This window comes from Erwinia sp. V71, assembly GCF_965644245.1.
GTDB lineage: Bacteria > Pseudomonadota > Gammaproteobacteria > Enterobacterales > Enterobacteriaceae > Erwinia.
In genome coordinates this window covers 1-21649 of sequence record NZ_CBFFRK010000054.1, presented here as the reverse complement: position 1 = coordinate 21649, position 21649 = coordinate 1, and the positions used below count along the sequence as shown (strand labels likewise).

The following is a 21649-nucleotide window of genomic DNA, read 5'->3' as shown; positions in this document are numbered from 1 at the left end:
TAACTTATGAATAAGGGTGACAGTCCCTCCTTGCCGACAATTTACATCCTGAAAAAACCTGCCGCCAAAGGTCATGATATAGTCTGCGCATGCCACAGAAGGAGTGCCCGATGAGCCATGCAACCGCCGTGGTGGTGCTGTGCACCGCACCTGATGAAGACAGCGCCCAGGAACTGGCCGAGCTGGCGCTGGAAAAAAAACTCGCCGCCTGCGTCACGCTGCTGCCGGGTGCGACGTCGCTGTATCACTGGGAAGGTGAACTGAAGAAGGAAACGGAAGTGCAGATGCTGCTGAAGAGCGACCACGCCCATCAGCAGGCACTGCTTAACTTATTGAAGGCGGAGCACCCTTACGAGACCCCGGAGCTGCTGGTCCTGCCTGTACAACATGGAGAGAGTGATTACCTGTCATGGCTCAGCGCATCATTAAAGTAGTGCTTATTCTGCTGTTCGCCCTGAACAGCCTGCATGCCAGTGCCTCGCTGTTCGGGCAAAATAAAAATCATTTTGTGCCTGTCGATCAGGCGTTTGCCTTTGATTTCCGCCAGCAGGGTAACCAGCTGACGCTGAGCTGGCAGGTCAAACCGGGTTATTACCTGTACCGTCAACAGTTGCTGATTGAACCTCATGCCGCGCGACTGGCCGCTTATACTCTGCCGCAGGGCAAAGCCCATGAGGATGAGTTTTATGGTAAGACCGATATTTACCCGAATAATCTCACCCTGCCGTTTACCCTGCTACAGGCCGATGGCGATGCCACACTGCGCGTGACTTATCAGGGCTGTGCGGCGGCCGGTTTTTGTTATCCGCCGGAAACCCGGGATATCCCGATCAGCAAGGTGGCCGCAGCAAGCACCAGTACCGCCGCAGAAGCAGGCAGTACAGCGGAAACTTCCCGCGCCACGAATACCACGCCCGCTGCGGAGCAAAGTGTCACTGTTTCCCCGGTCACCAGACTGCCGTTCTCACCGTTGTGGGCATTGCTGATTGGTATCGGCATCGCCTTTACTCCCTGCGTACTGCCCATGTACCCGCTGATTTCCGGCATTATTCTCGGCGGCAGCCAGCGTCTGTCACCGGGACGCCTGCTGGCGCTGTCAGGGGTGTATGTGCAGGGGATGGCACTGACCTACACGCTGATGGGAGTGGTCGTCGCTGCCGCCGGGCTACGTTTTCAGGCCGCGTTGCAGCATCCATATGTGCTGACGGGTCTGTCGGCACTGTTTGTGCTGCTGGCGCTGTCGATGTTTGGTCTGTTCCCGCTCCAGCTTCCCTCTGCGCTGCAGACTCGCCTGACGCTGTGGAGCAACCGCCAGCAGGGCGGATCGCTGCCCGGGGTGTTTTTGATGGGCGCACTGGCGGGATTAATCTGCTCGCCGTGCACGACCGCGCCGCTGAGTGCCATTCTGCTGTATATCGCGCAGAGCGGTAATATGCTGGCCGGTGCGGGCACACTGTATCTGTATGCGCTCGGAATGGGACTGCCGCTGATTGCCGTCACGCTGTTTGGTAACAGGTTGCTTCCCAAAAACGGCCCGTGGATGCAGACGGTCAAGGTGGCCTTTGGCTTCGTGATCCTTGCCCTGCCGGTGTTTCTGCTGGAACGTGTGATCGGTGAAGCATGGGGATTACGGCTGTGGAGTCTGCTGGGTGTCACCTTCTTTGGCTGGGCGTTTATCACCAGTCTGCGTGGCAGTGCGCGCTGGCTGCGCCTGTTCCAGCTGGTTCTGCTGGTTGCCGCACTGATCAGTGTGCGCCCGTTACAGGACTGGGCGTTTGGTGTACCGCACAACGCCACTGCGCCGCAGCTTAACTTTACCCGCATCACCACCAGTGACCAGCTAAGCCAGGCGCTGCATAGCAGTCAGGGCAAAATCAGCATGCTGGATCTGTATGCCGACTGGTGCGTCGCCTGTAAGGAATTCGAGAAATACACCTTCAGCGATCCACAAGTACAGCGCGCCCTGACGCCGCTCCAGCTGTTGCAGGCGGATGTTACCGCCAACAACCCCGCCGACAGCGCGTTGCTGCAACGCTTACAGGTTCTGGGATTACCGACTATCCTTTTCTTTGACGCCGACGGGAACGAGATCCCCGACTCACGCGTCACGGGTTTTCTGGATGCCGCACAGTTCCATGCCCATCTGCAGGCACTGACACGGTAAACCACGCATTCAAGAGGAGTGTCACTTGCAACGTGAACAAGTACTCGAGCATGCGCTGAATGTGCTTGAGCAAAACGGACTGGCCGCCACCGCCTCACTGGCGCAACTGGCGGGTGAAGTCGATATTCCGGAGGCGCAACTGGCGCGCTTCTGGCCCGATCGCGCCGCTCTGCTGTACGATGCCCTGCGCTATCACGGCCAGCAGATTGACAGCTGGCGGCGGCAGTTGCTGCTTGATGAGAGCCTGACGGCGGAAGAGAAGCTGCTGACGCGCTACAAAGTGCTGATGGAATCGGTGCACAACGGTCGTTTCCCCGGCTGCCTGTTTATCGCCGCCTGCAGTTTTTATCCGCAAACTGAGCATCCGGTGCATCAGCTGGCAGAGCAGCAGAAACGCGACTCCTGGCAATTTACCCATCAGTTGCTGAATGAGCTGGAAACAGATAACCCCACGCTGGTCGCCGATCAAATGGAACTGGTGCTGGAAGGCTGCCTGAGTAAGCTGCTGGTGAAACGCAACGTGCAGGATGTCGAGACCGCACGCCGACTGGCGGAGGATGTGCTGCGGATTGCGCTGTGCCGTAAAAATGGTGCACTGAGCTGATAAGCACCGCGGCGGCATGCTCGTCTGCGCCGCCGCAAAACGGGCTACAGAACCGGCTGGCACTAATGAATCTGGCTGAAAAGCAGGCAGTCAGCGCGTTTTTTACAGAAAGCCGTTGACGACGATGAGGCTTTACGGTTTAATGCGCCCCGTTGCCCGGATAGCTCAGTCGGTAGAGCAGGGGATTGAAAATCCCCGTGTCCTTGGTTCGATTCCGAGTCCGGGCACCACTAATTTTGCATCAAAGCACGCTGGTTAAGAGATGAGAACCTTAACGGGCGGTTAATACAGGGGCCGGTCATTACGGAATGTCCTCCGGTGTAGGCGTATCTGCACTGGTTAACGTTTCTGAATCAGTCCCTCAAGTCAGGGAGCCTGTGACAGCAGGCTCCCTGTTCTCGATCACTGGCAATAATCCCAGTCAATCAGTTTTGTGTCAATAGTTGTAATTCCCTTTCTACACAAAGATCTGTGTGCAGCGACAATTCTTCTTCCAGTGTTTTTCCCACAATGTCCATCTTGAGTTCCACATATTCCATTGTTGTGCTTACGCTACGATGACCCAGTAAATCTTTAACCAGCTGAAGATTCCTTTCCGGTGCTTTCATCAGTTCTGTAGCTAAGGTATGTCTGAAACGGTGCGGCGAAACGGCAAAACCACATTCCTTTGACAGGCGGCGAAAAAAGGAGCGGATCTTTTGATGCATCACGGTCACATCATTTCTGTCAAATTTTGCTTTTTTCCCGGCAATGTAAAAACTGACATCGAAGAGGTTATCTTTTGGCCCGGCTCCAGCCTCCGCTGCCCGTGTAAGAAGAAGCTGTAGCCGCAAACGCAGCTGCTTAACAACGGGAACGCGCCATTCCCTGTGCGTTTTACTCCCCTCAAGGCGCAGATCTATATAGCCTTCTGTCAGATTGACGTCCCTGAGCTGAATATGCAGCAGTTGATTTTGCCTCATTCCCGTATATCTGAGCGTATCCAGGACGGTTATCCAGAACCATGCCGGGTAAAGCGCACTCCGCCCGCCACGTGCGAAAATTTTCCGGTTGGATTCAATTTCAGCCTGCTGCATTATCAGATAAAGCCGGGTTAGCTGAGAGCGGTTTAAAGTCCGTTTTTTCTTTCTGTCCCGCTGTACAGTGCAGTTGTTAAAAGGGTTTTTGCCCTCAGGCAATAAACCACTTTCCATAGCATAGTTATAGAGGGCCCTGAGATGTGCAATTTTATTGTTCCAGGTCTGCGCCGATTGTTGTTTTTCTCTGAGTACATATCGCCGCCATCTTAGAACTTCATGATGAGTAACCATTGATGGGGTTGTGTCAGCCCCCGTAAATTTCAGGAACCCCTTTACAACCTTTGCGTAGCTCCATTCTGTTGCAGCGCGCAGGTTTCGGGCGAAGAAGTACTCCTCAAGTAATTCTTCCCATGTCGTATAATGGTTTTTGTCAGACATACAGCATTTCCTTTTTCTAAATCAAGCTGCCCTTAAGGGCCCTCATGGACTGCCCCTCCTTCACAGGAAAGACAGAAGCCCGCTGTCTTCAGGGGAAGACGCTCCTCTGAAAAGGTGTGTAGTCTTGACAAGATATCCACTTACAGGTTTAAACGTGCCTTCTTTGCCAGGAGAGTGGTACAGTTTCGCTTTAATAAAACGCTCTCCCCGGCGCACCCTGTGAATATGCAGCTTCTCAAATTCCATTTGTATGGTATCCCTGCTTAGCTCTGCTCCGCTTTCTCTGATGTAAAGATAAAATATGTCCGGAACCCTGAGAAAGATGAACCCTGCAACTGCATGCGCCCTCGAATCAGGCTGATTAATGTCAATTCGCTTGCTCTTAAGTCCTTCAGAAAGCCACCTTAGAAATTCAGTGCCAGTCTGTTTTTTTATCACTGTTTTTTGTGCGTCAATGTTAGTTCTGTGTAAAGGGATGTTATCCTCCACACCGCGTTCAGGGAAAGAGCCTTCAGCTACTGTCTGATTTATCTCAGGCTTATCAGCATCTGGAAGTAGTTCATTAAGGGGGGGAAATTCTGGCTCATTTTCTGTTCTCGTACTGATTGAAGACTCTTCATCACATGCTTCAGTCCCGGTCATATCAGGCTCTTCAATGGCACTGAAAAGGCTTAGCAGCATCTCTGTATCAGCCTTCTCTGTTTCGTGTGGATCACATTCCGCACTCTCGCCTGCCTTTTCATTGCTGACGAGATTGCTGCCATCAGCCATCGGCACCGGTGCAACAGAAGATGCGAGTTGAACTCCCTGCAAATCTGCAGCTTCTGGCGATGAAGTTTTCAATGTTGTTTGTACTAACGGTTCTAATTCAATCTCTTGATCAGACGGCGTTTGCGGAACTGAAAGAGCCGGCTCTATGAGGGTGTTAACTTTCTCATTTGCCCCAGATACCTCCAGCGAAGGCGATTCCACCTTTTCGGCAGCTTGCTTCATTAAGCTTCTGATAAGTGGCATTGCTGGATGCTGGTTCCATAAGGAACCGGCAAGATTTCCCAGAGCTTCGGGATTCTCTGCCAGCCAGCCTGTCGCCTCTGCCGGCATGAGTTGTCCGGCTGCCAGCGCTGCAAAAGCTGAGGAGTTGTCAGCTTCCCGGAAGCGAAATCGATAAGGTGAGTCCGGAACGGTTATTCCCGGAAGCCAGCTTTTACCATCAAGCAGCTCCCCTTCCAGAGACGCCAGGAGCGGCAAATGCCAGAACAGTGCAGACCAGAAAATGACCGCATTCCACATCACGTTTTGCTCTGCCTGCTCTTCTGGCGCAGCTCCGGGCGGAAACATGTATCCTTTGGCCAGTCTGACCGCACAGGTTGTGAACTGCAGCGTAAGGTCCCCGAAGCCGTCTGACTGCGACCACCTTCCCTGCTGTGTTGCCGGCACATTCTGTACCCTGGCCAGTAAGCCATGCAGTGGTGTTATATAAAGCCGGTGATAAACATCCGCCGGAAGTGAGCTGTTTTCCCATATTTGTTGCAGACAGTTTTTTCTTAACGGACTACGGCACAGCGTATCGACCGTACGCGGAGTGTGGTAGCCGGCAGGTGTGACAACGGATACATGATGTAATGGTTCCGGTTCATCTTTTGAAAACAGAAACCTAAGGGTCCTGATTCTGTCGCGCATGATTTTCTCCTGGTATAGGGCTGCCCAGTGTTGTGACACTCCCCGCGCTTCACCATAAAAAACCAGTTACTCACTCTCAGAAGTTTTTCCCGTTTCTTCGTGCCTGTCGGCGCTCTCTCCATTTCCGGACGGTACGGTTTCGTGCGTCGTCTCGCGATTTTTCCCGCCTTCATCGCTCAGCCAGCGCATCAGTTCGTTAAGCACAAGCGTTCTTCTGGCCCGGGTGACAGCCACGTACAGCAGGTTAGTCTCATCCTGCCGCTCATCCTGCGAAAGAAGCGGGTCGGTAATGTCAGTAAAATCCTCACTCAGCATTACCACCGCCCATTCCAGCCCTTTGCTGCGGTGTGCGGTTGAAACCGTGACCTGAGCGTCTTTCTCATGGGTTACCACCTGACGGCGCATGATGGCCAGCTTTTGCGGTAGTGGAAAAAAGTCATCCAGCAGACGAATGGCCTGGTTCATCTCCACGTCCTGTGTGGCTTTTGCTATTGAGCAGTATTCTTCAAAATCCCGATAGTCCCGGCTGAGGCGCGGGGACTGCATCTTTTCAGGCATATCGGCGGAGAACCAGTACAGGTCTTCCAGCTCCTCTGTTTTGTAGCCTTCAATCCCCCCGACCCAGAAGACATTTTTCTCCATAAGGCTTGCCGTCAGGGCACTGCCGATCACGCCGGATACCGTCCGGCTCAGTACAGCAATATGCTCAGCCCCTGCCGGAAGGCTGCTGACGACAGCATCCTGCCCCCCGTTACCTGTCACGCGCTTTTCCTCTCCGGCACGTTCAAGCAGGATGTTGGCCATCCGCGCGACCTCAGGGCCAAACCGAAAACTCGCTGTCAGCCATAACTGGTCTGCCTGCGCCAGCTGCGGGGCACTCAGTGCATTATCTGCCCCGCGAAACCGGTATATCTGCTGGTAACGGTCGCCGACCAGAATGACCCGGCAGGGCTGATTCAGTACAAATGCACTGGTCACCGGATTGGCGTCCTGTGCCTCGTCGAAGAGGATGGTGTCCCAGCGTTTTGACAGGTCAGGATTAGAGAGCTGGAACAGTTTGAGGTAGGTGTCGTGCGTGACGGGAAAGACTGAATCAGTACGGCTCATTTCATACCAGAGGATTTGGATTGCCCCCAGAATTTTACCTGCATCGAGACCGTGGCGATCATCCTCAGCAGGCAGATGTATCAGCCCCGGCTCGGGGTCAGCACTGCAGAGGAACATGTTCAGCCCGCTAAGCGCCAGCCGCGCCAGCGGCCAGTGGCGGGTATTGAGCTTTCTGGCCACATCCGTAATGCGCAGACTGGCTGTCAGCCGGTCACGGAAATGCTTGCCGAAACGGGCCCATGCAAGCTGATGCGACGTTTTACACTCTACGTTATAGGGGAATTTGCGTTCAGCCTCATCCCGCACAGCGCGATTATAGGCGAGGTAAAGCATCTTACTTTCCGGGTTGGCTTCAGCGTAGTTCACTAATGTGGAGGTTTTTCCTGCGCCTGCAAACGCATTTACCACAAGATGATTACCCTTCCATTCGATGATGGCATTTTGTTCGGCTGTTGTTTTCCAGGTCACTGTGTTCTCCCGAAGCAGCAGATGTGAAAAAAACAACCTGACAGCGGTAAGCGTTCACTACGATAAAAAACCAGATACTCTGCTTCAGAAATAAAAAAACGCTCCCGCTCGGGAGCGTTTGGATGTGATTATGCCGCCTGAAAGTGCCGTGGATCCAGACGAACAGGCCAGCCGCCGAGATAGTGCCCGGGGGTAAAGTATTCAGCGTCGTTCATTCAAGAGAGTGTTATCGGTCCCCACCTCACCGACAATCTTGTACAACAACATAATCAGTATGCCGGAAGATTTCTAAAGTGGTTTTTTAGGCCATAGGATTCCCCGACTGAGGAAATATGAGAGAAATCACCATGGCATCAGAAGGGTCACACTTCGACAGAAAACAATAACCCCAACATGTTAAATAAAAACGGCAAAAAAAAAACTCCTTTTCAGCAGTAAATCTATTCAAAAAGTCAAATGACAGAGTAAACATTCTGGAAGGCAAACAATACCAAAAATAACGCCAACCCTCTGTCTATAAATCTCCTGTAACGATAAAAAGCAGTCTTCACTGCAGACCTGGAAAATACAATTGCTACGAAAAAGTACCAAGAAAACTCTAAGGAACTACAAATTAACACGACAGCGACCTGCTCATAAATGCTACGCGGCACGGAAAGGAAACCTGAATATATACTAATCATAAACGCAATTGTTTTCATATTAAGGATATTAGTAAGTGCACCTATATTGAAAGCAGCAGCAGTTCCACTCTTAATCCTACCTCCAAGATCTTCTCCCTCCCCCCTCGTATTTTTACTCTGCAGCGTACTGATAAAAACAACATAAGCTATGTAAATCAAATATACTGCACCAAAAACTACCGATACTTTTGAAAAGGCCGGAAATAAATGTATGACACTTGACAGGCCAAGTAATGATAGTGTTGAAAAAAAAACTCCAACCGTGCATATCCCAAAAATTACCGCAAGTCCGAGCTTTATACTTCCCAATGCAGAGTAACGGCTCACAAGGATAAAATTTGGACCTGGGCTAATTACAGCCATTAAATAAATAAAAACCGCATAAAACATTTATACATCCCTCGGAGCTACTTTGAATCATCATAAATAGAATCAGCTATTACTTCTGAACGAATTGACAAAAGACTAAAAGATCCTGCATCGCCAAGTCCATGTGAAGACTCGCAAAGTCCATTCAGGTACAAATTGCTTTTTACATTACCGATGAATTTCGCCTCATAATTCCTTTCAATAACCATCACTCCATCCTTATCTTTGTTGAGCAGAGGGTAAATACTCTCCATTTTATTGGGATACTTTTCACCTTTTTCTCCCAAAGCTATATCCTTGAATCCAGTGGCAAGGACAAATTTATCTACATTTATGCTTGATGTTTCCTCTGTATTCACCTCTCGTAATCCTACAGATATTTTACCGCTTGTCCCTTCTTTAATTGAAAGTACTTCGGTATTATTAAGAATTATTATTCTGTTCTTTCCATGCAATTTCTCTTCGTAAATTTTAACATAAAGTGAATTTATAACGTCCGCATCCGCAGAACTATAATTGGTCCCACGCAACTGTCTGTCAAGACTCTTCCTTTTTTCTGGTTCAAGAGCATGGTAGTAAGAGACAAAATCCGGGAAATAAACATGGTCACTAAATGGACTTGTGTCTTTGAGGCGGAAACCAAAGCCTCTCTGAATAGAAATAATTTTTTTATCTGGATATCTGTTTGCAAGATCAAGAATTATCTCAACAGCACTCTGGCTAGCCCCTAATACGGCGATAGTTTCCGTCTCATCCTCACCGATAGTAATTTTACTTTCAAAGTCATTGAGGTGAAAGACTGAATCACCAAGAGCATGCTTATAAACTTCAGGAATATTTGGCTCTCTTCCTGTCCCCCATATAAGATTTTTAGTACGGTATGTAGTGCCTTCTTTACTGCTTATTACCCAAGGGTATTCAGAAGATGTTCTGTCATAAGTTACAGACTCCACTTCAGCATTGAGTATTACGTTATTTTTAAAGTGAGATGCAACCCAACGAACGTATCCCGCATACTCGCTACGCAGAGGATAATGGAGAGGTAGATTCAAAAAATCGAACAAACGGTTTTGTTCTTTAAGATAATTAATAAAACCGTAATGGCTCTTGGGATTTCGTGGTGTGACAAAATCTCGCAATGGATTATTTTGTATATCTGATCCACTAAGCAACATATTTGGCTGCCAATCAACCCTCGCCCTTTTCTCCAGAAAAACAAAATTTGATTCTGGATACTTCTCTTGTAACGCTACGGCCAATGCTATATTAGATGGACCAAAACCTACACCAATAACATCATATTCATTAGACATAACCGTCTCCTATAGAGAGTTAAGTGGCAAATGATAATATTTATATTCTATATTCTCGACAAATCCGAAACGCTCGTACACAGCACGGGCTCGAGCATTTGAAACTGCTCCCTCAATAAATAATTCTTTGGCTCCATGCTCTAATGCAAATGCTTTTGCCGACTCAAGTAATTTAAGTCCAACCTTGCGTGAGCGAAAATCTTCCAGAACATATAAATCATTTAGTATCCATAAACGTTGTAAAGTTACTGTAGAAAAAGAAGGAAATAACTGAACAAACCCTACAATTTTTCCGCCAGACACTGCGACGATCACTTTCGAATCCCCGAGATATAATCGTTCTCGAACAAACTCCAATGAACGAGAATGATTGATTTCCTCCCCATAGAATTCTCTATAAAGATCTACCAGCATAGAAAGCTGCTCACCATCATCTGGCGTACCATATCGTATAATTATGGACATCATTCTCCCCTTATCCGATGGATTGCATCAGAAATAATATTGATACCATCTTGCAACTGCTGATGACTAGCTGTAAGTGCAGGCAGCAATTTAAGTATATGCCCCCTAACTCCAGAGGTCTCAACAATCAATCCAAGTTTGAAAGCCTCGGAAGACACTTCTGTAGCAGTCTTGTCGTTTTCAAATGAAATCCCTCTTAAAAAACCACGACCACGAATTCCAATGTGAGGGTGTTTTTGTTTGAGATCGTTAAGTGACCTTTCAAAAAAATTAGATTTTATTTCAAGTTCATCACTAAATTCTTTAGTTGACCAAAAATGTGAAATAGCCGTCCCTGCTGTTATAAAAGCATGATTGTTACCCCTGAACGTCCCATTATGTTCTCCAGGTTCCCAGATATCTACATCAGGAGATAGTAATAGCAATGACATTGGTAGGCCATATCCACTTAAGGATTTGGAAAGTACAACTATGTCAGGGATTATCTGGTATTCTTCGAAGCTGAAAAATTTTCCACTTCTCCCACATCCTGCCTGTATATCGTCTACGATAAATAATATATCCAGTTCTTTTGCAACTCTATAAATGTTGCGTAACCAGTTTTTTGAAGCCGTATTTACGCCACCCTCACCCTGAATTGTCTCGACGATGATCGCTGCAGGTTTATCGAGACCGCTACCGTCCTGAAGCATTGCTTTCAGTATTGACGAGGTATCAATCCCATCGCCAAGATAGCCGTCGTATGGCATAAATATAGTGTCATGAAGACTTACTCCCGCTCCCTTCCTTTTTTTTGGATTAGCAGTAAGTGAAAGAGCTCCAAGAGACATTCCATGAAAGGCATTAGTAAATGATATGACATTCCTTCTTCCGGTAAATTTTCTTGCAATTTTAACCGCAGCTTCTACAGCATTCGTTCCGGTTGGCCCGCAGAATTGTAACTTATAGTCGAAATTTCTTGGAGAGAGGATATATTGCACAAAATTTCTAATGAACCTTTCTTTTGCACTAGTAAAGAGGTCCAGACCATGAGAGATACCATCATTTGTTATGTATGAAACCAGAGACTCTTTTAGTACAGGGTTATTATGACCGTAATTGAGTGCACCTGCACCAGAGAAGAAATCTAGGTATGGTTTATTTGTATCTGAATACAATAACGACCCCGATGCCCGATTGAAAACCACTGGGAAATCTCTCGAATAAGAACGAACTTTCGATTCATGACGCTCTGCAAAATTTTTTAATCGGAACGTATCATCTTCTGTACTCAAAGTATTAATCAGCGACATAATAAGAACCTCCTGACACATAAGAAATATTAATATTTTACACTCTACACAAAAAGTCAATTAACAAAATTATCTTTCGTTATTCAATTCATGGTGGAAGGAATCATTCATTGAAAACCGTTTTCATCAACTATCATAAAAAAGTGTCAAATCATCAAAACGAGAAAAAACACCCTCAATGTCGGTTAAAGATAGCTCGTTCAACCGCGCTGTCATATTGTATGTGGAAACATATAACTTTGATAATGCTAAGTTTTTCGATTGGTTATATAAAATTTCTGAGAAGAAAGCTATCAGACCCGGGTCTCTTGGGTAATAAATATTCACAAAAACCATATCATTTACGCTTCCACAACCTTTTGCAAATTCAAAAACTCTCTCATATACAACATCTTTACCAGAATCACCTAAAAGCATTATGGGCAAAAAAAACTGACTTACCTTTGGGGATGTCCTAAGTCTAGAAAAAGTAACCTTACACACTTACAACCTCCTGTTAATTCGATGCATTCATTGTCAACCATCATTTTTCACTGGAAATAGCATTTCAATTCATATCTAAAATACCGCATATTCATTCTAAGAATAATCAACATTTTTCCCGCACAAACAAAAGAACAAAAACCAATTAATATATACTGTAAAGTGAAATTGGTCAGATAACGTTATCTAAGCACCGAGAGCCATTGAGTATTGATCCAGTACAACGTTCAAACTGGGTAGCAGCGATGAACGTATATTCGTCTTTAATATCAGTTCTCTGGTAGCCACCGTAGATGAATACATAAATTGGTGCATACTTTATTCCTCATGAGAATAATTTTAATTATCTTTCGTTTACGTGGAGGTTTTTCCTGTGCCGGCAAACGCATTTACCACAAGATGATTACCCTTCCATTCGATGATGGCGTTTTGTTCGGCTGTTGTTTTCCAGGTCACAGTGTTCTCCCGCAGCAGCAGATGTGAAAAAAACAGCCTGACAGCGGGAAGCGTTCACTACGATAAAAAACCAGATACCATGCTTCAGAAATAAAAAACGCTCCCGGCCGGGAGCATGTGGATTTGATTATGCCGCCTGAAAGTGCCGTGAACTCAGACGAACAGGCCAGCCGCCGAGATAATGCCCGGGTGTGTAAAGTATCCGGCGTCGTTCATTCACCAGGGTATTGCCTACCACCACTTCGCCGGCAATCCCGCACAGGGACAGCTGTATGTATGCCATTCCGGCCGCAAGCGGATCGATATCTGTCGCGGAGACCCACAGATACCGGTGCGGTGGCCACCCCGCTTTTCGCAGAACATCGGCAAATGCCAGTACCATGCAGCCGGCACCGCACGCAGGTTCACTCAGGGTGATGAAGGGTTTGTCACGGAACAGCGCTTCAGTGTCGCCCAGCTGCATGGCCGCCATCATTCTGGCCACGTCCCAGGGCGTGAAAAACTGCCCCCGGTATTTGTCACCCAGCTCCAGCTGCATGAAGACGCGGCCCAGGAAGTCCCCGGACGCTTCTCCCAGCCCGTTAACAACGTGGGCCAGCAGCTGCGCCATGCGCGTGACATCCTCCTTTTCGTATCCACCGACTATACGCAGATACTTTTGCTCCCGCACTTCACTGAAATGAAGCCGGTTTTCCAGTGCGATGACGCTGCAGCTGATGAAGTCTTCGAACACTTTAAACCGGTGATGATACCGGGCCGTCTGACTGAACAACTTAACAAAGGCTTTTTCGTGGTTAATCATGCCAGGCATGCGTTTCTCCATAAAAAAGGGACACGCACCCTGACCATGGGACGTGTCCCCTGAGGGTAAAAGCCACGGCAGTGCCGTGGCCGGGTTAACGGAGGAGCAGGCTTTTACCCCCGGACCTCACGATATGATGCAGGTTCCTGAGCCGGTGAAGCGGGCTCATCGCTGACGAGATAAAGCACCTGTCCGGGTTGAGGCGCGCCGGACGCGCCTTTGTGTCCGTCAACATGCTCACCGCCGTCATAGCAGTCGTAACCGCTGAGCCCGCTCACGGGCTCGCTGTAGCTGTGACGCACCTCGCAGTCAAACACCGCTGAGATTTCCCCGACAACCTCACCTGACGGCGGGAGCCAGGGCGTGTCCATCTGCAACGTAAGACTGTTTGGCGAATGCCGCTGCCAGTTGACATTGTGCCCGGCAGGCCACTCCATGCCGTATTGTCGGCAGTAGAGGCTGGTTGTGGTCGATACGCCTGACATCAGCCCCCCGGAGCCGTTCAGCTCTGCTGCCAGCCGCGTAGGTATGACGGCCAGCATATCGCAGGGCTGGGAGCGTTCAGGATACTGGCTGAGCCGCTCCCAGGCAGTTGCGGCATCAGACTCATCGCCGGCGCTGACCAGACCAAACCAGTCGGTGTATTGCCTGGCAATCAGCTCCGCCATAACCTCACGTGCCGGGTCGGGAATATTCTCCCATTTCAGCGCGCCCAGGCCTGACTGGTGATACAGCCGGTCAATGGCTCTGATGGTTTCCGCATCGAGGACGGCATCCTTCAGCAGGAGCGCCAGCCAGCTTTCAAACGCCTGATTGGCCGCAGTGGAAAGCCCTGTGCCTGCACGGACCAGCCCCTGACAGGGCGGATACGACGTGGTCCGCACCGGCTTGAGTATCCCCGCCGCGCCAGCCAGAAACAGCTGTATGCTCTGCTGCACGGCGTGGCGGTGACGCGGTACGTCAGTGCCGTTTATCCACTGCAGCATGACATCGATGCAGACGGATTTACCGGTGATTTCCAGGCGGTTATGACACCATTCGGACATAGTGAATACTCCTCTTTCATAAAAAAAAAGAGGACACAGCCCCGTGAGGAGCGGTGTCCTCACGGGACGGCGACAGTTACGGAATAACCGTCACCGGATAAGTTAATTACGCCGCCACAGCCTGACTTAAAGGCAGTGCCAGCAGATATTCCGACGCTTCCCGGGCATGCCGGCAGGCGCGGAACAGGGCCTTTTTGTCAGATTTCAGCACCTTCAGCCAGTGGTCCACATAGCTGTCGTGCTGAACCTCACCGAACACGCCGAGCTGAGCACACAAAAACGCGCTGCCCATTTCGGCGATGAGCTCCTCAAAGGCATACACGGGGTCCCCGAACTGCCGGGATGAGGAGGTTATCCCCTCCCGGTTAAGTCGCTTCGCATGACCGGTACTGTGTACCAGCTCATGCAACAGCGTGGACCAGCAGTCCGCCTCCGTAAAAAACTGCTCAGCCATCGGCATCACAATTTCATCCGTCAGCGGGCGGTAATAAGCCCGGTTCTGAGGCAGCATCCGGTGTTTAACCCCTGAGGCGTTAAACATCCGGATCACCCTGTTCATCACGTCCGGACAGAGTATGCCGTCCTCATCCACCGTCGGGGGCTGTTCAGGAGAAGCCGCAACCTCTGCCGGCAACCCCTCACACTGCTCAGCGTTGAACAGCTGCAGGGGTTTGAGCATCGGCACGGTTTCCATCAGCGGTTTACCGTCACTGTCATAAAGGCGGTTGCCTTCACGATCCTCCGCCTGCTTCGTCCAGTCCTTATAAACCACCGCCAGGGTGGCTTTCTCTCCCTTACGCACCTGCCCGCCAGCCTGCTGCGCCTGCCGGTAAGTCATCCAGCGGTTATTGCGGAAACCCTGCTCTTCCGCTGACATCCAGAGAAGCAGGACATTCACGCCGCTGTAGTGACGTCCGGTTGTGGCATTCAGGGGCAGACCGGCCAGACCGCTGCCGGCTGCAGCGCGCCACGGCTTACGCCAGGGCGCGACGCCATTTTCCAGCGCGACAACAATGCGGTCGGTGATCTGGCGATAAAGGTCAGTCTGTTTTGCCGGACGGCGGGCCGCCTTACGTGAAGTCGTTTTTTTCATGAGATATACCTTTAATCAGAGGCATACCTCTGCGCCGGCGGGCGCAGAGATACGCCCGTCGACGGGAAATTCAGAAGTCAGTTACCATGCGGCATAAAACCACAGGTATTCATGTTCAAAGTCAAAATCACTGAGCAGGCTTTCCAGCCTGTCACGCAGGGTGAAAACGTACTGCAGCCGGCGCTGAAGAAGCGGATTATCCTCATTACCCTCTGTAAATGTCGCAATCGCACAGTCCAGCCTCTCTTTCAGTTGCTGAATATGCTCGCGTGACAGTTCCAGACAGGTCGCGTTTTCCACCTCACCGACATGCTTATCCACCCAGGTAATCAGTGAAAAATCGCGGCTCAGTTCACACACCGGATGATACGGTGCCGGTACTGCGACGATCTGCCTGTGCTGGCTGTAGAGAAAAATATCCAGTCCCATACGGGCCTCCTTCGGTTCAGAAAGAAGCAGGAACCTTTCCGGCAGGAAAAGTCCCTGCCGGGGTGAGTTAACGTCCGGTTATTCGCAGCGCCCCCTGCGAGGTCACCTGCGATAACCTGGCCTGCAGCCTGCCACAGGCGTTCAGAAAGGTTTGATGATCTTCAGGCTTCGCCCGCTTACAGCTGATGAAGGCCGCCTGCGTCAGCAGACGCACGGCGTTTTCACGCCAGCGGCAGAGTTCATCAGGCCCGACACAGGCACTGAAGTGACAGACTGCACTAGCCAAAAGCTGATCGGCCTTCTGGCGATACTGCGCCACTTTCACCCGGTCAGTCGCTGCGGTGAGCACCTGTATCTGTGTGTCGGTAATCAGGATCCTCAGGTCCGTCCTGCCGGACAGTACAGAGGTGGCGATCGCGTCGCTTATCGTCAGTGATTCAATGAAATCATCGCCGCCGGCAAGCAGGCGCGCCGTGTCGTACCAGTCCTCATTTTTCTGAGGGTGACACCCTGCGGCATACGCAATACGCGGCACCGGATCGTTGCCCTGCCAGGCACCGGTGGCCGGCATCAGATAAACACCCTCATCCTTTGCCAGATGCAGCTGGCCTCCCTGCATGCGGGCGGTCAGCAGGACGTTCGTCAGCTCTTTATTGTCGAAAAAAAGCATGGGGCTCTCCTGTAAAAACGGGAGAGCCGCTCCGTCCGGAGTCATCTCTCCCGACGGGGTTAAAGTCATTACTGTTTAAAACGAGTCAGATGTTTCCGCGATCCGCTTCAGTTCGTACAGATGGAATTCCGCCAGCACGAAGGCATTCCAGTCCTCATTGCTAAGCACCCGCTCACCACCGGAGAGCAGCTGCAGCAGCAGGGAATCAAACGCGCCCTCGCCTACCGGTGTTTTCAGTACTGGCTGCGGCGCGGTCAGCGTCGGTTGCTCAGGCAGGCCGAGATGTTGTTCAATCCAGCGTAACGGTAACGCCCAGCTGCGACCCTCGTCTGAAGAATGTATCCGGAAGCTGTCCGGACACAGGTTATGCAGCAGGACCATCACAACACGCGCAAAGAAATCGCAGGGCTGATGCTGAAAATCCAGCTCCTGGATACTCAGCGTATTGTGGCTGCGCTCCCGCTCAATGGTCATGTTGACCGGCCAGAAACAGCCGCCTGAATCGCCACAGAACGCCATGACATCAGCAACCGGAAACAAATCGGCCGCGCGGTTAAGCGACGGCAGATACATATTTCCCGGACGCAGACGCACCGGCAGTTGCCAGAAAGTTTCTGTAACGGCCAGAACGAAAGCATGCCAGTGTCGCAACGGAACCGTGCTGACGTGCTCGATGGTATAGACAACCGACATGGAAGCCGGGGAAGAAGACAGGTCTTTCATTGATAAATCCTCCGCGAAGAAAAAAAGGGGGATTTATCCCCCGGACGGGAGTAAATCCCCGTCAGGGTGTGTTCTGTCTGTCTGATTACATCATTTCGAGGACCGCGATAGCTTTGTCACCACAAGCCTCATCCTGCCCGCGGGTCACAGCCTGCTCCCAGAAAGGCCGGTTAATTTCTTTACCGAGACTGTCCAGTGTGCAGAGAAGTTGTCTGTCAGTGGCAGGCAGCGGCGGAATATCACCGTCCCTGAGAAAACAGACAAACCAGCCATAAGCTGTGCCGGCGTTAATAATGGCATCTTCCAGATACGTCAGTTCATTGGGTTCATCCCGATCCGTATGAAGATCGAGACGCTGAAATGCCCTGATGCTCAGGAGTTCACTCTCCAGCAGGCAAAGCCAGCTGAGCGTGTCCAGTGGAGTTTTAAGCGTATAAACATCTGTGTGCATGGGTATATCCTCAGGTAAATAACGGGATATCCTCTCTGACGGAGAGATATCCCCGTCAGGGTCCACAACATTTTCGGCCGGCGTTCATCAGCCGATCAGTTCAGTGCCTCTGCTCCTGATACACATATTCAGGATTAAAGCGGAGGCGTTGCAGCACAGCTAACGACAGTGGATCAGCGAAATTTATGCCAGAAACGGCCACACCATCCAGTATGTCGCCGGCCTTAACCCGGGAAGAATATCCGTAATACTGACACCAGACGCAAAGTTCGGGGTCAGCTGGATCACAATCACCGAGCGGTGCGACAAAAACCTGTTCGCCACAGGAGACGTTATCTCTGAGGATTACGCCCCGGATGAAAACGCCACTTACGTGGCCATACTGAGCGGGACATACATCCCGTCGCGTCTCAGACATCGACAGAATACGGAAAGTGACATCGTGCAGTGCTTCAGTCATGAGAATGCCCTCCGGAAAGAAAACGATAGCGCAGGTGTGCCAGATGCTGTGCCTGACGGCAGGCATAGAGGTATGCGTTTCGACGACCTGTGATTCCCTCAGGAAAGGAAACCGGCAGGCGGTGAAATACATACTCAGCGCGGTGGCAACCTGTACGAACGGTAAGAAAGACGTTAACGCCCTGATCTTTGACAGAAGAGATATGCGCACGGACGGCATAATTGCCCGAGCCGTTGACATACCAGCTGCTGTTGCGATGCAGATAAATGAAAGATTTCAATCTCCGGACAACTGCGTCAGCAGACTGCTGAAGCTGAGTAAGGAGATGTTCAGGGAAAACCGCAGAAGAGATGACAGACATTGTGTTTCTCCATAAAAAAAGGAAACACCTGCCCGACCGGGAAGTGTTTCCCGTCGGGGAGTCAGAAAAGACAACATTCTGACTGTCTGGTTAGTACAGAAGGAACCTTTATCGTCGCGTCATAGTGCGCTTACATTGACGATATCTGCTCTCAAAGGTGTGCAGATTTACCAAAGTTTGCTCCCTTTCAGGTTGCAGGAGCTTTTTTGTAGCCACCCGAAGGCGATTCTCACAGGCTACTGAACCATTGGTGGTTGCAAAAGCAACGTATAAGCCTGTTCATTTTCAGAGCAAATGGAGCTTATGTCAACTGTGGTATCAAATGGGTATACCTATTAAATACTACCCAATTTATTGATAGAATATAAATAAGTTACCATTCATATGATACCAATTGGAATGTGACTATTTTAATGTTACTGCCGGAGGGACTTTGTTTATATTTGGATATCTTCGTGCTTCAACACAAGAACAGGATGCGTTGCGTGCAAAAGCGAGGCTCAAGGACTTTGCTCAACAACACAATCATCGCATAGCTGGCTGGTATGTTGAAAATGCTTCAGGTGCAGCATTGCATCGACCGGAACTGATGAGACTGCTTCAGGATGCAGAGCCAGGAGATGCGATAGTTATAGAACAAGTAGATCGGCTTTCACGTTTGGATGATAACGGCTGGGAGTCTTTAAAAAAGATGATTCATGAGAAATCGATTTCAATAATAAGCCTTGATCTGCCTACAAGTCATATTGCGCTATCCAGCTCCTCAGCTGATGACTTTACCCGTAGTATGCTCCGGGTAGTGAATAATATGATGCTGGATATGTTAGCCGCAATTGCTCGTAAAGATTATGAAGATCGCCGCAGAAGGCAGATGGAGGGAATTACAAGCGCCAGGGAGAAGGGAAAATACAGGGGAAGGCTGGCAGACAAGGAAAAACATGAATTAATAAGAACTCTCCGCAAGAAAAACGGAAAGTCAATAAACGAAACGGCAAGGCTCGCTGGCGTATCACGCATGACCGTTATTAGAGCATGTAAGAATAAAGATTGATTTTGAATAAGCCACAGCCCTGATTGTGCTGTGGCGTTACATCCTAAAATTGAAGTGTAAAAACGTCTATTCTGTTTCCCCACGAAAATAAACCTGTTTGATATACCGCCCCCGGCCATCTCCGTGGCCCAGGTCCATTGAAACTAATGCCTCGGCTTCGTCGCGACTCATTCCATTTTTAATATGATGATTTACAGCATCCCGTGAGTAAGCATAACGTAAACTGTGCGGCGCATTTTTACCATTCATCCCTGCCTCTCTTACAATATTTCGGTAACGATCAATTGCGGTATGCAGAGAGGGTTTATCAATCAGCTTTCCGTTATGTTCACTGACATAATGAATTGCCTTATCCAGAATTGATAAAACTTTTTCACGATTGAAAACTGTTGTTTCTCTCGGCCGCCCGCCTTTCGTCCCGAAAACAACACGGACACGCTCATTATTGTTAATCAATGACTGCTTCCATGTTTTTAACGACTTTGCGGACTGCACGGTTTCTTCCGTTCTCAATCCAAGATATCGGGAAAGTTGTACCGCGAGCGCAACACCTTCATCTTTTTTAAGCGCAAAATTCACAACCGCATTAAGTTTTTCATCTGTAATAGGGAGTTTAGTTCCATCCCGGTTAGCACCAGAAATTCCAAGGGCCTGATTACTCAGGCTGGTATGATTGGGATCGGCCAGTTTATTTCTCCCTGCTGATAATAAAACAGAGCGGATAGCAGACATCTCATTCTGTAACGTCCGGAGAGACAAACTGTCTGCCTTCCTGCTCTCAATATACTTTTCAATATGGGAAGTTTTGATATGTTTTACGTCCCTAATCTGAATATTCAGTTCAGACAGACGTTCAGAAAAACGTTCTGCAATTCTTGAGCGGTCAGCCACAGTTTTATAACTTCCCCGTCCCTGACGAGCAAGTGTGACAAGTTGTTTGCACAGCTGTTTACTGAATCTGGACATTCCTATATCTCCACAGGGATACACGTCCCTCGGCTTGTAAATAAGCGGACGGATCTGTACCCCAGTAATTCATCCCCGACGACACGGTTGCTTTTGCGCTTCCTGCGTCTCAACTGGTATCTGTGCATCGGGGCGGCGAATTGTTGAGTTCTTGCGAGGCACCCCAGATCTCTGATCTGTTTGCTGCTTATGCAGAGCTGACTTACGTCAAGCTGCCTCCAACACTACTGTTCGTAGTGTCGCCATCGATACCGAGTCGATTTCCTCCTTACTGATAGTTGAACGTTCAGACGGCCTTCCGTCGTGCTTACGTTGATGTAAAAGTGAGTTTAATACCGTACTGACACGGACTACATGTTGGTCAGATGGTAGTAAAACGTTGAAAACCACGTCGTACGTGGGTTGAGACGTTATGCGCTGCGCGCGTCACTTGGTAGTGTCTTCGCCACTTCACAAGTGACGCCGCGCAGCTTCGTGCTCCTAATGCAACTCCGTAAGCGGCCAAATGTACCAAATGGCCTTATACGTCGGTGCAAAAGTCGTACGAAACTCAGGGCGTATCACTGCAAATGAGAAGACGTTGAACTGATGCCGTTCACAGAACGGAAGTGAATTGAAACTGGCAGCTATGCTACACAGTAAACCTTCATCGTCGCGTCATAGTGCGCTTTCATGGACGATATCTGCTTTCAAAGGTGAGCAGATTTGCCACATTTTTCATGTACTCCCTTTCAGGCTTAGAGAGTTTTATTGTGCAGTCACCCGAAGGCGCTCCTCACAGACTGCCGGAACATTGGTGGTCGCAGCTTAAGTGCGACTGTAGCCACCCGAAGGCGCTCATCACAGGCTACAAGAGCATTGGTGGTCGCCAGTGCGACAATACAACAGTTTGATAGTACCAATAGGGAAATACGACGTCAAATGGATGTAGACATCGTTTTTTGGGTGAGTAATATGTAGTTTTCTCCGATAAAAGTGGTTGGCGGATTCAACTCCGAAGTGCAACGCTAAGCCGCCAATCTTAGCTCTGCAAACACCACAGACGGTTGCCTGAAT

Annotated in this window: 22 protein-coding genes and 1 tRNA gene; 5 read left to right on the top strand and 18 right to left on the bottom strand. The window is 49.7% G+C overall.

Features of this window, described 5'->3' with window-relative positions:
• Positions 1–110: 110 nt before the first annotated feature.
• The 4 genes from cutA to ACSZO1_RS12730 all read left to right on the top strand — a co-directional run bounded on the left by cutA (position 111) and on the right by ACSZO1_RS12730 (position 2998).
• On the top strand, positions 111–434 hold the full coding sequence (gene cutA / locus ACSZO1_RS12745) for a divalent cation tolerance protein CutA (protein ID WP_437613076.1): 324 nt from the start codon (positions 111–113) through the stop codon (positions 432–434).
• Positions 410–2164 (top strand): protein-disulfide reductase DsbD, encoded by a 1755-nt coding sequence (locus tag ACSZO1_RS12740; protein WP_437613074.1) that lies wholly within the window; start codon positions 410–412, stop codon positions 2162–2164. The genes cutA and ACSZO1_RS12740 overlap by 25 nt, the downstream gene beginning before the upstream one ends.
• A gap of 25 nt (positions 2165–2189) precedes the next feature.
• Complete coding sequence (dicD, locus tag ACSZO1_RS12735; protein WP_437613072.1) at positions 2190–2768, top strand: division control transcriptional repressor DicD; 579 nt, start codon at positions 2190–2192, stop codon at positions 2766–2768.
• Positions 2769–2922: 154 nt separating this feature from the next.
• A tRNA-Phe gene (locus ACSZO1_RS12730) sits at positions 2923–2998 on the top strand.
• Between the two features lie 195 nt (positions 2999–3193).
• On the opposite strand, the gene ACSZO1_RS12725 is transcribed toward ACSZO1_RS12730, so the two are convergent.
• The 17 genes from ACSZO1_RS12725 to ACSZO1_RS12645 all read right to left on the bottom strand — a co-directional run bounded on the left by ACSZO1_RS12725 (position 3194) and on the right by ACSZO1_RS12645 (position 18576).
• Positions 3194–4225 (bottom strand): tyrosine-type recombinase/integrase, encoded by a 1032-nt coding sequence (locus ACSZO1_RS12725; RefSeq protein WP_347480350.1) that lies wholly within the window; start codon positions 4223–4225, stop codon positions 3194–3196.
• A 60-nt stretch (positions 4226–4285) separates the two neighbouring features.
• A complete protein-coding gene (locus ACSZO1_RS12720; RefSeq protein WP_437613069.1) occupies positions 4286–5905 on the bottom strand; it encodes a TraI domain-containing protein in 1620 nt (539 codons plus the stop codon).
• A 66-nt stretch (positions 5906–5971) separates the two neighbouring features.
• Positions 5972–7480, bottom strand: a complete 1509-nt coding sequence (locus tag ACSZO1_RS12715) for a UvrD-helicase domain-containing protein (RefSeq protein ID WP_437613067.1) — start codon at positions 7478–7480, stop codon at positions 5972–5974.
• A gap of 452 nt (positions 7481–7932) precedes the next feature.
• Positions 7933–8553, bottom strand: coding sequence for a LysE family translocator (locus ACSZO1_RS12710; protein WP_437613065.1), 621 nt, complete (start codon positions 8551–8553; stop codon positions 7933–7935).
• Between the two features lie 17 nt (positions 8554–8570).
• Positions 8571–9845 (bottom strand): SidA/IucD/PvdA family monooxygenase, encoded by a 1275-nt coding sequence (locus tag ACSZO1_RS12705; RefSeq protein WP_347480354.1) that lies wholly within the window; start codon positions 9843–9845, stop codon positions 8571–8573.
• Positions 9846–9854: 9 nt separating this feature from the next.
• The gene (locus ACSZO1_RS12700; protein WP_437613062.1) at positions 9855–10310 is read right to left on the bottom strand and encodes an N-acetyltransferase family protein; all 456 of its coding nucleotides are present in this window, start codon (positions 10308–10310) and stop codon (positions 9855–9857) included.
• Positions 10310–11602, bottom strand: a complete 1293-nt coding sequence (gene ectB / locus ACSZO1_RS12695) for a diaminobutyrate--2-oxoglutarate transaminase (protein ID WP_437613060.1) — start codon at positions 11600–11602, stop codon at positions 10310–10312. The genes ACSZO1_RS12700 and ectB overlap by 1 nt, the downstream gene beginning before the upstream one ends.
• 126 nt (positions 11603–11728) lie before the next feature.
• Positions 11729–12085 (bottom strand): hypothetical protein, encoded by a 357-nt coding sequence (locus ACSZO1_RS12690; RefSeq protein ID WP_347480357.1) that lies wholly within the window; start codon positions 12083–12085, stop codon positions 11729–11731.
• 583 nt (positions 12086–12668) lie between these two features.
• Positions 12669–13352: an N-6 DNA methylase gene (locus tag ACSZO1_RS12685; protein WP_437613058.1), complete on the bottom strand. Its 684-nt coding sequence runs from the start codon at positions 13350–13352 to the stop codon at positions 12669–12671.
• 104 nt (positions 13353–13456) lie between these two features.
• Positions 13457–14389, bottom strand: a complete 933-nt coding sequence (locus tag ACSZO1_RS12680) for a DUF1281 domain-containing protein (protein ID WP_437613055.1) — start codon at positions 14387–14389, stop codon at positions 13457–13459.
• A gap of 106 nt (positions 14390–14495) precedes the next feature.
• Positions 14496–15482 (bottom strand): ArdC family protein, encoded by a 987-nt coding sequence (locus ACSZO1_RS12675; protein ID WP_437613054.1) that lies wholly within the window; start codon positions 15480–15482, stop codon positions 14496–14498.
• Positions 15483–15563: 81 nt separating this feature from the next.
• Entirely contained in the window at positions 15564–15911 is a 348-nt protein-coding gene (locus ACSZO1_RS12670) for a hypothetical protein (protein WP_029591441.1), read from the bottom strand.
• 67 nt (positions 15912–15978) lie between these two features.
• A complete protein-coding gene (locus ACSZO1_RS12665; protein WP_437613051.1) occupies positions 15979–16626 on the bottom strand; it encodes a DUF3085 domain-containing protein in 648 nt (215 codons plus the stop codon).
• 30 nt (positions 16627–16656) lie between these two features.
• The gene (locus ACSZO1_RS12660; protein WP_437613049.1) at positions 16657–17304 is read right to left on the bottom strand and encodes a hypothetical protein; all 648 of its coding nucleotides are present in this window, start codon (positions 17302–17304) and stop codon (positions 16657–16659) included.
• Positions 17305–17389: 85 nt separating this feature from the next.
• Positions 17390–17755, bottom strand: coding sequence for a hypothetical protein (locus ACSZO1_RS12655; protein WP_347480364.1), 366 nt, complete (start codon positions 17753–17755; stop codon positions 17390–17392).
• Positions 17756–17855: 100 nt separating this feature from the next.
• Positions 17856–18215, bottom strand: a complete 360-nt coding sequence (locus ACSZO1_RS12650; RefSeq protein WP_437613047.1) for a hypothetical protein — start codon at positions 18213–18215, stop codon at positions 17856–17858.
• Positions 18208–18576 carry a hypothetical protein gene (locus ACSZO1_RS12645; RefSeq protein ID WP_155985506.1) on the bottom strand — a complete coding sequence of 123 codons (369 nt, stop codon included), beginning with the start codon at positions 18574–18576 and terminating at the stop codon, positions 18208–18210. Before ACSZO1_RS12645 ends, ACSZO1_RS12650 begins: the two co-directional genes overlap by 8 nt.
• A 433-nt stretch (positions 18577–19009) precedes the next feature.
• Here ACSZO1_RS12645 and ACSZO1_RS12640 point away from each other — a divergent pair, with 433 nt between their 5' ends.
• Positions 19010–19627, top strand: coding sequence for a recombinase family protein (locus ACSZO1_RS12640; RefSeq protein ID WP_437613045.1), 618 nt, complete (start codon positions 19010–19012; stop codon positions 19625–19627).
• A 66-nt stretch (positions 19628–19693) separates the two neighbouring features.
• Here the strand turns inward: ACSZO1_RS12640 and ACSZO1_RS12635 are convergent, their stop codons facing one another.
• The gene (locus tag ACSZO1_RS12635) at positions 19694–20593 is read right to left on the bottom strand and encodes an integrase domain-containing protein (RefSeq protein ID WP_006786007.1); all 900 of its coding nucleotides are present in this window, start codon (positions 20591–20593) and stop codon (positions 19694–19696) included.
• Positions 20594–21649: the final 1056 nt, after the last annotated feature.